The sequence below is a fragment of the Pseudomonas tohonis genome (genome assembly GCF_012767755.2).
GTDB classification, from domain to species: domain Bacteria; phylum Pseudomonadota; class Gammaproteobacteria; order Pseudomonadales; family Pseudomonadaceae; genus Metapseudomonas; species Metapseudomonas tohonis.
On the sequence record NZ_AP023189.1, the window covers coordinates 321,138 to 334,883 of the forward strand.

Below are 13,746 nucleotides of genomic sequence, written 5' to 3' on the forward strand. Positions count from 1 at the left end.
GCGCCCATGCGCGGGCCGTTACCTGAGCCAATGCTCGGGCGGAGGGACGGGAGAGACGATCAGGGAATCCTGAAGACGCTGTAGTGCACGCACTACAGGGAAGGGTCAGGCGATGGGCAGGGCCAGGGGCAGGTCGAGCTCCAGGTGCAGCGACGGGATGCCAGCGTCCGATACGCTGCGCTCCAGGGTACCGCCCATCAACAGGGCCAGTCGCCTGGCCAGCACGCCGTGGATGTCCAGCGGGTCATCGTCGGCGCGGGTCGAGCTCAGGTCCAGAGTCCACCGCAGCCTGCCGTGTCCGGCCCGCGCCAGCGACTCACGCAGCTCGGCGTCGGGCCCGAGGGGCGCGGCATGCCTGAGCAGGGCCTCCAGCAGTTGCCGGTAGCGCGCCGGATCGACCCAGGCCAGCGCCGGGTGCGCGCTGGGTCGGTGCTGCAGAGTGGCCGGCCGGCCCCGGCTGGCCTGCGCTTCACTGAACTCGCCCAGTGCTTGTTGGGTCAGCAGGTGCAGATCCGTTCTCTGCGGTCGCAGTGGCAGGTGGCCGTACCGGCAGCGCACGCTGTCGAGCATGGCCCGTACCTGCTGTTGCAGATCCTCAATGTCGAGGCGTGCCTGTGCCAGTGTCTGGTCGCTGGGCGCTTGCTGATCGAAGCTCTGCAGCAGGCGGTCCAGCTCGGCCAGGCGCTGCGCCAGGCATTCCCCGGAGCGCTCCAGGTAATGGGCCGCCGTGCGTCGCTCCACGTCGCGTCGCTGCTGGGCATCGACCAAGGTAGAAATATCCTGCTCGTGCTCGGTGCGATCGACGAAGGAACAGAGCATGCCAACCAGCGTGCCCTGCTGGTTGTGACAGGGAGCTCCCCAGACGTGCAGCACCTTGTTCCGCCCCAGATACTGAACCTCGATTTCCTGGCTGAATGAGCGCTGCTCGCTGAACGCCCGCAGGTAACCCTGGTGCAAGCGCAGGGCATCCTCCGGTGCTAGCGCCTGCACATCCGTCAGCAGGGTTCCCTTGGCCTGCTCGGGCGTCATCCCGTTGAAGCCGAGGTGCTCGTGGTTGCAGGCCAGCAGCCGCCCCGTGGCATCACGCATCGCCATGGGAACTGGCAAGGCGCCGAACAACTGGTGGAACTGCGTGGCGATATCGGCTTTCTCGCCGGTTGCGTGGCTGGATGGCAGCGCCGGCGCCAGGCCGATACGCCAGGCGATCTCCAGTAGCTCGGCCAGCGAGCCGGCGTTGAGCTTCTGCTGCAGCCGGGCCTTGTAGGTACTGACGGTACGATCACTCAGGGAGAGCTCGTCGGCGATGCGCTTGTTGCCGAAGCCCGCCGCCAGGTAGCGCAGCACACTCAGCTCACGTGGGGACAGGCTCTGCAACTGCGCATCCTCCGACAGCAGGACTACCGTGGGCGCCAGGGTGCCCAGTGTCTGGCTCGGGAAGTAGCCGTGGCCTCGCAGCAGTGTGGAGATGGCGTCGCGCAGGCTCGCCAGGGGTTCTTCCTTGCCGACGAAGCCGGTGGCCCCGGCCTGCAGGCAGACCCCGGCGAAGTGCTCACTGCTCTGTGCGGTCAGAACTAGGATGGCGATGCGGCTTTCCCGCTGGCGCAGGCGGCGGACCACCTCCAGCCCGGAGAGCCTGGGCAGGGCAAGGTCGAGAATGAGCAGGTCGGGGAGCAGGCGCAGGCAGTCCTGCAGGGCATCGGTACCGTCGTCCCGCTCGGCGACGACCTCGTGCCCCATCTCGCCGAGCAACTGCCGGAGGGCATGGCGAACGATGGGTTGTTCATCGGCGATCACGACTCGGCGCATGGTTCAGTGCTTCCATTCAATTCCCCGTTTCAAGAGAGGTGATGGAGCAACACATCACCGTGGAAGGGGTGAGCCTCCTTCCGGCTCGTCCAGCAACTGCCGGATCTCCAAGGCTAGGGCTACCGCTTTCTCCGCCTCGTTCTGCGCGATGTGTGCTTTGCCTGGATCCAGAACACCGAGTTCAAGCGCCTTACCATGGATGAGGTCACGCTGAACAATCCGCAGTTGCCTGGCCCTGTTCAATATCGCGTCTTCCGTGATGCCCAACGCCCGCAGTTTCGCTTCAAAGACGACGGAGTCATTGTAGTTACGGCCAAGGCGTCGCCGACCATGGTGATAAAGAGTGGCCTCCAGATAGCTCCAACTGGACGTTATAGCGACAACGGCCTGCCTGATGGATGTTCGCTTAAAAGTGGCCGAGTCAGCGGATGCATCAGTTCTGAGGAGTGCTGATCGGGCTGAACGGTGTTTCTCAAGCGCATCCGTGGCCGCGTCGATAAGAGCATCCCTGTTATCCATTGAGCTGCCTCTCTGCCAAAGTGGTAGAAATTTATGATGCTCAAACATCAGCACTGGGTCTGGCCGCATCTAATTGTGCGCCCGTAAGCCAGCGGAATTCTCAGCATAGCTCCGGAATCTTCTCTCACATGAGGTGCTCCATCCGGCGCCATGGCGTTGTGGATTCAGTCATTTCTTCGCAGTGATCAAGAGCCTTATCGCTTGAAGCCGGCGCTTGCCGTTGGTATTGGTAGCCGGCATTCTCTGGCGAGCAACTGCTTATCTTCCACTGGGCAGCGGTGCGGATGACCAGAGAGTGTTCAGCGACTCAACGTCATAGTGCGGTGGTCCTTAAGGTGACAGGGATGCCCCTTTATCTACTCACCAAATGGTTCTAGGGGGCTAGGGTGCTGATTCGAAGCGGTTTTGGAGAACGCCTAAAGAGCGAGCGAATCCGACTGGGACTATCACAACGAGAGATGGGTCTTTTCGGCGAGGTAACTCAGAATACTCAACGTGCTTACGAGAGTGGGAAACGTACCCCTGACATCCAGTATTTGGAAAATCTTGAGCGCAACAACATAGATATCATGTACGCGCTATCAGGAAGGCGGGAGCAAGAGAACTGCCTGAGAGAGGATGAGAATGAATTGGTATGGCTGTATAGAACCCTACCTGAAGCACTTAAGTCGAAAGTGGCTCGAATAATCTCGGCCCTGAACGACTAGTGCCTGCAAGAAAGCATGACTCTGAAATACTGAGGCAATAGCAATGCTCCCCTCGATCTACGCACGCTCCAATCCAAAGCGCGAGAAACTGCGAAAGGTCCGTGCCCGAGTAGGGATGGGAATGGTTGCCGCTCTATCGGTTTTGGCTGGGATGACGGATGCCATTGGCCTGATGGCGCTCGGTGACTTTGTGTCTTTCATGAGTGGCAACACCACCAGGTTGGCGGTTGCGATCAGCAGTGGGGATGTCATAGCCGGAGGCAGGTTGGTGATTGCTGTTCTGAGCTTTGTAGGCGGGAACGCACTGGGAGTAGTGCTGGCACATTTTGCGGGGAGACGCTCAACCTTTCTGTTGGCACTGGTTTCAATCTTGCTGGCCATATCTGCGTTGCTTCCAGAAGGCGCACGGATCATCGCTTTGATAGGAGCCACCACCGCCATGGGCATGCTGAATGCAGTCGTGGAACAGGTTAACGGTATGCCGATAGGGCTGACTTACGTAACAGGAGCCCTCTCCCGGTTCGGAAGAGGACTGGGCCGATGGCTTCTGGGTCGGCGCCATAATGGCTGGCGAGTACAACTGGTGCCTTGGTCGGGGATGTTGGTAGGCGCCATTATTGGGGCCTGTCTAGGCTCTAAACTCGGCTTGCCCGCCATGCTCTTCAGTGCCTTATCAGCTTGCCTGCTGACTGTCGCATCGCTTTTTGTACCGGCGTCATGGCAACGAGGCTACAAGCTTGGTTAAAGAGGCATGCTATGCAGATTCAGTGCGCAGCGCTGTCACTCTTTCCAGCCATAGTCTTGCGGGTATCGGATCGCGAATATACAGGCACGAGCAGAGACATCCCCGTTTTTGTACTCGACTATTTCGTAAGGCTGTTCGTGGCCAGGCACCATTGCACACACATTCTTAGCCATCCGGTACCGAGTGCCATGGAGTGCCTTTTCCACATCTACTGCGCTTAGATTTTTCCTCCGGGACCTGTTGATGGCTTGAGCGATCTCCTCAACGTGATGGTACTGCTGAGGGTCTAACTGCCCCTTGTTTAGCAAAAAGCGGAATACTTGCGTATCTGTGTCCATAGTCACTCACTCCTGTTGTCGCCGCATCGACAGAGAAGGTTTCCTGAGCAAAATCACCGCGCATCAGTATAGGCAGATGCCTAACATCTGCCAGTCCACTATGACATTAGATAGCTACGGGGTTGGATGAGCGCGAATGGAGAACTCTCCCGTTCCTGGTCGGTGAGTACAATACTCGACGACATGATCAACACCTTTCATCTTGGCCATATGTAAAGCAGTCTCGCGTGAGCCCACAACCGCAATGAGGGACCAAGGTTCCCGTTGGATTACCGCCCATCCCAGTACACAGTTCTCATCTTGGGGGTCGGCCACCAGTGTTTTACTGCAAATAACCATCTGCATGGTTCCTTATATTTGGGGCGCTTATTTCTGTATGGGCTGACGGTTGCTAGAATTTATTTCAATAAGAAGCCTTCCCGAGCGCCCCCTCAAGCGTATGCGTGTAATGTAAGGCGCTACTATTCTCATCGTTTCAGGGTCGCACACCATGTAGGCACTACCTTTTCTGATAAGCTTCCTCTGAAGAATAAGCGCAATAAGAAGCGTTTTGGCGATAGGGCGACAATTGAAGATTGCTGAGTGTTTTTTGACTTTTCTAAATTTAGCCATGTTCTATTCCCTCCAGCGCATCAGATGTTCTGGTACTTAAGCACGGCAAATTATCTAAAATCACAGTCGCCCAGTGGAGCTGTTACGCTACTCGGCAACCGATGGGCAGACCTCAATACTCTCCCCAGCATATTGAAGATCAACAACGACCCTGTTACGCCCAGTCTGCTTGGCGTGATAAAGAAGCTCGTCAGCCTTCTTGAGTGTTAAAGGAGTACTTGCGTTGAGCATCGAACATGTCACTCCCAATGAAACCGTAATGTAGCCAACCGGATCAATATAGCTTGTCGCGATGGTGCTTCTAATCCGCTCTGCAGCATCTGCTGCCGCCGTAAGGGGGGTGTCAGGAAGTAATATGAAAAATTCCTCTCCCCCCACTCTGCATGGCAGGTCCTTTGCCCTGCATGTATTTTTGAGAATGGCGGCTACTTGTTGAAGTGCTGAGTCTCCTACGTCGTGACCAAACGTGTCATTGACTCGTTTGAAGTGATCAATATCCAGACTTATTGCGGAAAACGGAGCTCCCGTAGCCTGCCAAATCTCCAGAATATCCTCAAAAGCTCTTCGGTTGGCCAACTGAGTAAGTGAATCACTTTTGGCCTGATGATCTAGAGTGCCAATTTGCTGCTGCATTGACTCAACGCCTGCTAGCAGTGCGATTCGTATTTTCCATGCCTCTTGATACCAAGCTCTGATCTTAAGGATATGGTTGACACCACTAAGGTTGGACGCACTTTCTGAAAGTTGCTGCAGCGGAAGACTGATTTTAGTGGCAACCCACCAGATAAAAAACAGCCCCAGTAGGCTCGTCGGAATAATAGTGATCATCTGCTTATAGATCAGCTCATTAACAGAATTTTCCACTTCCTCAAGCGGCTGCTGAGACACCACACCCCAGCCACTTATTGTCACGCGAGCATAACCTGCCAACATTTCGCGCCCCTGCGAGTTTGTAGCCTGCACGGATCCGCTGTCATTTTTTAATAAGGCCTCAACAACGGGGCTGTTGTTGGCAATTTCACCTATGCGCTCCGCCTGTGGGTGCGAAAGTATCCGTCTCTTATCGTCGACAAGATAAACGTACGAATTATCACGATAGAAATGATGGTTTATTATTGTGTTAAGCGAGTTTTGAACCCCTAGGTAGATCGTACCTCCAATCAACCCAAGATACTTGCCGCCATCACCCCAGATAGGATATGAGACAAAAATAATAAGATTGCCTTTGAGCGACCAGTAAGCTCTGCTCACCATCTCACGGCGCTGTTCAATAGGTTCAAGTGAAAGGAGTTTCTGCCCGATAATCTTAAGGTTGTCTGGTTGGGTTGCGATTATGACCCCAGCTTCGTTGGTCACGATTACCGTGTTGAAGCTCCCATCCTGCCGAACTAGACGATCAGCTTCCGCACTCATGATCTCGGCGCTCGGGCTAGCACCTATCATCTCCGCGCTATACTTGAGCTTGTCTAGGTCGGATATGAGGCTCTCATTAATACTGATTGCTATTTTTGCCGCGTAAGCGCTATTCGACTCCAGTGCATTTTGTATAAGTGTCTGCTTCTGAATGCGGTAAGTCACTAGGAGATCATTGAGAACAGTTGCAGCCACTGAGAAAAAGGCGAATAAAAGAATGATACTCTTTAAGTTTAGCTTCGGAGATGGCCCATAGGGCATGACACGGCACCCTTGATGATTTTGAAGGTCGAATTCTATTCGAGCAGCCATGTAAGGCTTAGCTCGCCCTTCTTGATGTATTAAGCCTTCTTTTACCAAAACAGCTCACGGTTAGCCACGAGCAATGTCTAAAGCACCCTCAAGGTTTACTTTCCAACATTGCTGTAGCCAACGCTAGCTTGGTAGTTTTACCTGTGTTGAGAGGTGCTAGCCAGTGGGGCACGTCGCCCTAAAGAATGACTTAAACGATTAATCGCCAATTGTCTACGATGCTAGACGCGAGCTCTTAGGTCGTCGTGTGGACATTGGAGCGCCTCCCTGGCCAGCTCTTAGATCTTGAATCGCCCTACCATCTCATTTAAGCGAGCTGCAAGCTGCGAGAGTTGGTAGCTGGCTGTGCTTGCTTGGTTCGCTCCTGCAATAGTCTGCATTGACAGGTCACGGATATTGATGAGGCTACGGTCAACCTCCTTAGCCACAGATGCCTGTTCTTCTGTCGCACTGGCAATCAGTAGATTACGCTCGCTAATCTGTGTGATGGAGTGAGTGATCTCGTCCAGTGCTTGCCCTGCCGATTCCGCCATCGTCATGGTACTCATGGCGCTGTCACGGCTGTTTAGCATGGCGCGCACGGACTGTTCAGTTTCCGTCTGGATCAAGCCAATCATTTTCTCGATTTCAAGCGTCGACTGCTGACTGCGCTGCGCCAGCATACGGACTTCGTCGGCCACCACGGCAAAGCCCCGCCCTTGCTCTCCCGCACGTGCCGCTTCAATGGCAGCATTCAGGGCCAGGAGATTGGTCTGATCCGCTATTGAGCGGATGACGTCCAGTACGGAACTGATTTCGCGGATGTTTTCGGCAAGAGCGCTGATCTTGCTGGATGTCTCATCTACTTCGGTTGCTAATACGCTGATCGCGTCCACCGTGCGACGCATCTCCCGACGTCCTACCTCCGCACTTTGGCTGGATTGGTTGGAGGCTTCGGAGGTGTTCACAGCATTGCGGGCGACCTCGTCGACTGCAGAGGTCATCTGGTTTACGGCAGTGGCGGCCATTTCTATTTCGGCATTCTGTTGAGTCAGTGCCTTAGATTCGTTCAGCGTGACGGAGTTGAGCTCGCTGGCAGTGGCGGCGAGTTGCTGGGAGGAGTCCGCCATACCATGCACGGCTTGGCGCAAACTCTCCTGCATCTTGTTCAGTGCTTCTTGTAATTGGGATAGCTCGTCTGCCCCATACGCAACGCACTGACTTACAAGATCCCCTGAGGCGATCTGCTGTGCGAAGTCGACTGCCTCGCCCAACGGCTTAACGATACTGCGAGTAAGCAGCATCGCAAGCAGCACGACCATCGCGAGCGTCAACACAATGCAAACGAATAGGATCATCTTCGCGGAATTGAACACGGTGCCACTTTGTGTGGAGGCACGAAGCGCTTCCTGCTCGTGGTAGTGGGTCAGCTCGCTCAATGCGGTCGCCATTGCATTGGCTTGAGCATTCATATCCCGATTGACAACCTCTTTCGCATCGCTTGCGCGCTGCGACTGCATCAACTCAACCACTTGAGTGTGGCTATTGAGATAGGCGCGCTCAGCAGAGTCGAAAGCATCGTAGAGGGTCTGTTGCTTCTGCCCACTGACGGTTTTGCTGTAGGCGCTCTGGAACTTATCGAGGTTCTGATGAAGCTCCTGGATGCGCTGCAGGTCGTCCAGCAACGCTCGATCATCCTTTTCCAGGAGAAGACGCAGTGTAAGAGTGCGCAGTCGGTACAGGTTTTGGCTCACTGAATCGCCCCGGGTTTCGTGGAGGCCCCAACTCTTGAGAAGATGAGGCCATGAGAAAGACTACGACCTACTCCCCCGAAGTCCGTGAACGTGCTGTGCGCATGGTTCTGGAACACCTGAACGACTACCCCTCCGAGTGGGCGGCCATTGAGGCCATTGCGCCGAAAATCGGCTGCGCAGCGCAAACCCTGCATGGCTGGATTCGCCGCCAGCAGACCGATGCCGGTCAGCGCCCTGGTCAGACCAGCGAAGAGCGCGAGCGCATAAAGGCCCTGGAGCGCGAGAACCGCGAGCTGCGCAAAGCCAACGAGATTCTGCGCCTGGCCAGTGCGTATTTTGCCCAGGCGGAGCTCGACCGCCGCACCAAATCCTGAGGGCATTTGTCGATCAGCATCGTGACCGTCTCGGGGTCGAGTCGATCTGCCGTGTCTTGCAGATCGCCCCGTCCGGTTACCGCAGGCACGCGGCTCAGCAGCGCAACCCGGCATTACGTTGCTGCCGTGCTCGACGCGATGACGCATTGATCCTGGAAATCCAGCGTGTATGGGACACCAACATGCAGTGTTATGGCGCGATGAAGGTCTGGAAGCAGCTCCGGCGAGAAGGCACCGAGGTGGCCAGATGCACGGTGGAGCGGTTGATGCGTCGGGCTGGATTACAGGGCATCAGGCGCGGCCAGGTCATGCGAACAACGGTGGCCGGCGACAAGTCGCTCTGTCCGCTGGATCGTGTGCAGCGCCAGTTCCATGCCGACCGTCCAAATCAGCTGTGGGTGTCGGACTTCACGTACGTGTCGACCTGGCAGGGCTGGCTGTATGTGGCCTTCGTGATTGACGTGTTTGCGCGGCGGATCGTTGGCTGGCGAGTCAGTACCAGCATGAAGACCGACTTCGTGCTGGATGCTCTGGAGCAAGCCCTGTATGCCCGCCAGCCGCATTGCACGGGTGGTCTGATCCATCACAGCGACCGTGGCAGCCAGTATGTCTCGATCCGCTACACCGAGCGGCTGGCAGAGGCCGGTATTGAACCCTCGGTTGGCAGCAAGGGCGACAGCTACGACAACGCCTTGGCTGAGACTATCAACGGGCTGTACAAGGCCGAGCTGATTTACCGCCAGTCGTGGAAGAGCCGCGAGGCTGTTGAGATGGCGACCTTGAAATGGGTGCACTGGTACAACCACCAGCGCCTGTTGAGCTCAATCGGCTATATCCCGCCTGCGGAGGCTGAGGCAAACTTCCACCAGCAACAAGCAGGTCAGGCCATGGCGGCCTGACTTAAACGAAACGGCCTCCACAAAAGCCGGGGCGATTCACGTAGTCGTACATTCGGTAGTCGCTTTCTTCTTCGTCCATCACCACTATGACGCGTTCGAACTGCGCTCCCTTCACGCCGTGCTGCGTGGCATAGGGGGAGCCTTCTGAGACATAGCGTTCATAGGGCAAAAGCTCTTGCGCAGAGCAATTGAGGAACTTGGCCATTGCCGCGTCCGAGGATAATCCTTCAGCCGGAACTGCATCAGCAGCCTCGGACTCCTGAACGGCGTCAGCAACATCTCTGAAAAACCCAAGAACACGCGCATAGCGCTCATCGAACTTGAAAAGACCCGTGTCACAGAGATGGAGAGCTATGTCACCAATGGTGGTCCCTGCCTCATCCAGCATGGCCACAAGTCTCGATACAGCAGCATGCAGCTCTCGCAATACATCCACGGCACGTTGGCGGGTCAGAGCCGCAGGCGCCAGGCGCGGGCTGAACTCCCGGAGCAGGTTTATAGCCGCGAACTCATTGCCGGCCTTCACAGCTGCAATGATCGGTAGCGCAAAACTTAGGAAGGGTCGAACGGGCCAGCCGGTGCCGTCCTGCATCCCCTGCTTCATGGCATCCGACGTCTTGTCGTTCAGCGCCGAGTAGATGCCGCCGAAGCCGAGCCGGTTTGCCGCCATGCGGTGCACGATGACAAGAATCTTGACTGCGATGTCTGGGGTTGTCCAACCATCGTCGTTGTTCGTCGCCGAGCTCCACGCCCGGACTCTTGCCAAGGCCTCGGTTCGGTTCAGCGTGTTCGGCAAGACGAACATCCGGGCCGACCCCTCCACCAGCTTGAGGCCCCCATCGACCCTCTCGTGCAGCCCGCGGACTTGCTCCATACCGTCGCCCTGCGCGCGCACGGCATTGGCGACGTCAAGGATCTGCTTGGCGCAGCGAAAGTTCTCCGGCTTCGTGATGGCCCTCCAATGGTCCTCAAGCTGGATGTCCCCTGCGCCTCTCATGAAGATCGACTGCATCGGGTCGCCGAAAAAACCAAGGCAGAACTTGCCCTGCATCTGGGCTTCCACTTCCTTGAAAGACTTCACCACGCCCGGGAACGTGTCCTGACTCTCGTCGATAAACACGAACGGGTAGCTCAGCGCCACGACCCGTCGAAACAGCGGGCGGTTTTGTAGCAGGAAGTCGGCGAGCTGAAGGATGTCCTCGTGGCCGAGTATGCCCTTGGCGTAGTCACTGCCCATGCCGTAGTTGAACGTCCTGACGCCGGCCACAGCCTCTAGGCTTCGGGCATAGCGCTCTTGGTCGGCCTTGTTCCTGTCTCGCGTGGTCTGCCGGACACGCGAGCTGTAATTCTCAAACTCTTCTTTAAGATCGGAAATCCGCCTGCGGATGTCGTTCTGCAGCCAAACCTTGATGTCGGCCTGAAACGTCTTGGCAATAGACCAGTAAAAGCTGTGGATGGTCGAGACATGAACCAGCGGGTCATCGTTGACGTCCGCCAGGATTTCATTGGCGGCAAGGTCGGTATACGTGATGCACGCGACCTTCTGCTTCCTCGCCCGCATGCTGGCGCCGTGCTCCGACATCACCCAGTCCAGCGCCTTGATGAGGGAGGTGGTCTTGCCGGAACCTGCCCCAGCACGAACCACGAAGGGCTGCGGAGGCGTCGCGGCAATGCATGCGTGGATCTCGCGGTCGGCGTCGGTATCTGGGCTATCAATTCGTCTGCTCATGCCGTCTGTCCCGGGGCAACAATGACAGCGACAACATCGGCTGCAGTCGGCTCAATAGTCGCGACCTCGGTGGCGATGGCGGCGTCCGCCTCAAGCTCGTGGGCCACTTTGGCTTCGAGCCAAGCCAAGGCCTCGGCGATGTACGCGGGAACCTTCCAGCCATTGAGCGGCCCGCTTGCGAGGACCTCCAGCGCAAAGCGGGTCTTGTCGAAGTTCTTGCTGACCACCCTATCGTGTAACTTCTCAGCCAGTTCTTCGGGGCTGCTCGGTGCGCGCCTGAGCTTGAGGCCGACCGCCCGGTTGGCCTCAGCCTGGCACCAGTCCGCGTTCTCAAGACCAAAGGCCTCCTCAAGGGTGCGGCCGCAGAGCTGCGATGTCTTCGCCCCCACCGTCACCGAAACCTTGGTCTGATAGGCCACCCGAACCTCAGCGTTTGAATCCTCAGCCAGCGACAGCGTCTTTTGCTCCGCCGTGACTTCCCAGAGCTCTTTAATCGACCGCTTCTTCGGGATCCAGCTGATGAGGGTTTGGTTGGACGTGACGGCACCTTCCACGTGTGCATGGCAGGTGCTGCCACGCTTCTTGGACTTTTTCTTGCCACCCGGTTCTGCCTCGTCGTCGTCCTCAAGCTCGAAGGGCTTCAGGTCGTCGTCCTCGTCATCTCCGTCAACGGCTCCCTCCGCGCCTGTGTCTTGTGCGGCGGCCTTCTCGGCGTCCGTCTTGACCTTCACGCTGTCCAAATCCGTGATGACCAGTGTTGTGAGCCCAATGAAGGCGATCAGCTCCTGAAACCGATGTGCGAACGCGCCACCGACTTCAAGGATGGTTAGGGCGGAAGAACGCAGGCGCTTGGCCGCCAACTCGATCATTGCAGGCAGGAGCAGACGCTCGACGTTGCCTTCCACCAGTATCACCGCATCGGAAAAAAAGAGATCGCAGTGCGTCAGCTTCAAATACCGCTGCAGGAATTCGCGCGCTGGAGCGTCTGACGCGCCCGTTTTGAATAGCGACAGATTGCGCACGTCCGTGTGATGGCCCAAGTGGTCGCTGACGCGGCGGAAGTACCGAATAGGCGAGAATCCGCGTTCATAGAGGATGTGCGGGGAATGCGTGGTGATGACGAGCTGCGTGTGGAAAAAAGTCGTGTGATCGTTAGCGTCCTCAAGGAGGCGCAAAACGTTCCTGATGAAGACCTGCTGAATCTGCGCGTGCAGGTGCGCCTCAGGCTCCTCAATGAAGACCAAATGAAGTGGAGCTCGCCTGTCCTCCTCGGCTTTCCACTGCTCGTGCAGGTCGAGTAGCTCAACCACCATGTAGACCAGGTTCTTGAAACCCAGGCCGTTGTAGCTGTCTGGCAGTTGGGCGGAAGCCACGCCCGGGATCACGTAGTGAACCTTGGCGTCTTGCCCCGGGACAGTAGTCGGATCCAAGGCCGCCCGAATCACAATCTCGGGATTGTTGACGCCCGGATAGCCAAGCTTGGCCAGGCGTTTGAGGGTGTCACTGAAGACTTCCTTCAGATGGAAGTTCAGCTCATTCTCCGAGGTATCGAGCGCCTTGAGAGCCGCATGGTCGTCGCCACGCTTCTCTAGGTTGCGGTGATAAAACCTGCTCAGGCGCCGAGACAAGCTCTCGGCGCGATCAGAGCTACCGGCATCCGGGTCATCGAGGTGCCGCTGCGCGCGCAGGAAATCGACCCTCACCAACGACTTGAGAATGGCCGCACCGCCCGGGTCCTTGCCTAGGGGTAGCGGCTCGTAGTCGGCCTCCTTTGCCTGATAGCCGACAAAAGCCCGCTCATCGAGCACGTAGTAGCGGAAGGTGTATTCCTTGCTCAGCTCCTTGGTGAGGTACTTCGTCAGGCTTTCCGGCCAAGGCTTGTACTCGCCGGCTTCGGCCACCACCGCAGCCGCGTCTTCCGCGCCCGCCTCCACGGCTTGCTCCCCGGCGGCCTTGCGCTTGGCCGCAAGCGCGACAGCTGCGTTGTTGGCCTTCTCATGTAGCTCATGGAACTTCCAGACGAGCTCGTGGGCATCCCGAGGCTCGAACGCCACCCGGATCCCGACGCACTTGCCGTCCCACTCAGTGCTCGGCAGCAGCGACATCGCAGTGGCAAGGTCGTCTTCACCGACGCGGAACCAGAGATCCAAGAGGATGGACGGTAACCTTTTGGGCGCATCCTCATCGCCAGGAGGAGTTCTGCCGACCGCGTCGATCTCAGCCCACAGCGCCGCACTGAAGTCAAAGAGCTCGAACTTCTTCACTTCGCCGCGGAGCATTGAGTACAGTCCTTGGACAGCGGACGTCTTCCCGCTGTTGTTGGCGCCGACAAAGATAGAAATTTCTTCATCGAGCTCGATGACAACATCGCGCAGCCGGCGGTAGTTCTGCAGCCGATATGCCTGTAACTTCATGAGCACCTCTTCCTAAGTGTTGCCGGGGCAGTTTGGTACTGAGCACGCCGGCCGGCAGCTTTCCTTTTAGCGCTCGCGCTTTTTCCCGGCTGCTGAACCTAACAGCATCCATGTATGGATGCCGAACGTCCTGCGTTTGCTAACC

General features: G+C 57.2%; 9 protein-coding genes and 1 other annotated feature. Of the genes, 3 read left to right on the plus strand and 6 right to left on the minus strand.

What is annotated here, in order from left to right:
• Window positions 1-105 precede the first annotated feature (105 nt).
• Complete coding sequence (locus HSX14_RS01515; RefSeq protein ID WP_173179254.1) at window positions 106-1,806, minus strand: response regulator; 1,701 nt, start codon at window positions 1,804-1,806, stop codon at window positions 106-108.
• 54 nt (window positions 1,807-1,860) lie between these two features.
• Window positions 1,861-2,325, minus strand: a complete 465-nt coding sequence (locus HSX14_RS01520; RefSeq protein WP_173179252.1) for a hypothetical protein — start codon at window positions 2,323-2,325, stop codon at window positions 1,861-1,863.
• A 458-nt stretch (window positions 2,326-2,783) separates the two neighbouring features.
• Here HSX14_RS01520 and HSX14_RS31520 point away from each other — a divergent pair, with 458 nt between their 5' ends.
• Window positions 2,784-3,032 carry a hypothetical protein gene (locus tag HSX14_RS31520; RefSeq protein WP_420803765.1) on the plus strand — a complete coding sequence of 83 codons (249 nt, stop codon included), beginning with the start codon at window positions 2,784-2,786 and terminating at the stop codon, window positions 3,030-3,032.
• A 43-nt stretch (window positions 3,033-3,075) separates the two neighbouring features.
• Window positions 3,076-3,777 (plus strand): YoaK family protein, encoded by a 702-nt coding sequence (locus tag HSX14_RS01530; RefSeq protein WP_173179248.1) that lies wholly within the window; start codon window positions 3,076-3,078, stop codon window positions 3,775-3,777.
• Between the two features lie 1,037 nt (window positions 3,778-4,814).
• Here HSX14_RS01530 and HSX14_RS01535 read toward each other — a convergent pair.
• Entirely contained in the window at window positions 4,815-6,500 is a 1,686-nt protein-coding gene (locus tag HSX14_RS01535) for a sensor domain-containing diguanylate cyclase (RefSeq protein WP_228723527.1), read from the minus strand.
• A 230-nt stretch (window positions 6,501-6,730) separates the two neighbouring features.
• Window positions 6,731-8,185 (minus strand): methyl-accepting chemotaxis protein, encoded by a 1,455-nt coding sequence (locus HSX14_RS01540; RefSeq protein WP_173179246.1) that lies wholly within the window; start codon window positions 8,183-8,185, stop codon window positions 6,731-6,733.
• Window positions 8,186-8,235: 50 nt separating this feature from the next.
• On the opposite strand from HSX14_RS01540, the gene HSX14_RS01545 reads away from it, so the two are divergent.
• Window positions 8,236-9,458, plus strand: a protein-coding gene (locus HSX14_RS01545; protein WP_173180457.1) for an IS3 family transposase whose coding sequence is annotated in 2 segments (ribosomal slippage) — window positions 8,236-8,521 and window positions 8,521-9,458 — 1,224 coding nt in all. Because the reading frame shifts where the segments join, the coding sequence is not laid out codon by codon here.
• Window positions 8,514-8,630 (plus strand) — a sequence feature (AL1L pseudoknot). Its footprint overlaps the gene before it by 117 nt.
• 1 nt (window position 9,459) lies before the next feature.
• On the opposite strand, the gene HSX14_RS01550 is transcribed toward HSX14_RS01545, so the two are convergent.
• Together HSX14_RS01550 and HSX14_RS01555 are read right to left on the minus strand one after the other, a co-directional pair.
• On the minus strand, window positions 9,460-11,187 hold the full coding sequence (locus HSX14_RS01550) for a UvrD-helicase domain-containing protein (RefSeq protein ID WP_228723528.1): 1,728 nt from the start codon (window positions 11,185-11,187) through the stop codon (window positions 9,460-9,462).
• Complete coding sequence (locus HSX14_RS01555) at window positions 11,184-13,601, minus strand: AAA family ATPase (RefSeq protein ID WP_173176767.1); 2,418 nt, start codon at window positions 13,599-13,601, stop codon at window positions 11,184-11,186. The genes HSX14_RS01550 and HSX14_RS01555 overlap by 4 nt, the downstream gene beginning before the upstream one ends.
• Window positions 13,602-13,746 lie beyond the last annotated feature (145 nt).

Coding starts and splice junctions, on each gene's coding strand:
- HSX14_RS01515 (WP_173179254.1), bottom strand. CDS start 1,806: ATGCGCCGAGTCGTGATCGCCGATGAACAACCCATCGTTCGCCATGCC.
- HSX14_RS01555 (WP_173176767.1), bottom strand. CDS start 13,601: ATGAAGTTACAGGCATATCGGCTGCAGAACTACCGCCGGCTGCGCGAT.
- HSX14_RS01530 (WP_173179248.1), top strand. CDS start 3,076: ATGCTCCCCTCGATCTACGCACGCTCCAATCCAAAGCGCGAGAAACTG.
- HSX14_RS31520 (WP_420803765.1), top strand. CDS start 2,784: ATGGGTCTTTTCGGCGAGGTAACTCAGAATACTCAACGTGCTTACGAG.
- HSX14_RS01550 (WP_228723528.1), bottom strand. CDS start 11,187: ATGAGCAGACGAATTGATAGCCCAGATACCGACGCCGACCGCGAGATC.
- HSX14_RS01520 (WP_173179252.1), bottom strand. CDS start 2,325: ATGGATAACAGGGATGCTCTTATCGACGCGGCCACGGATGCGCTTGAG.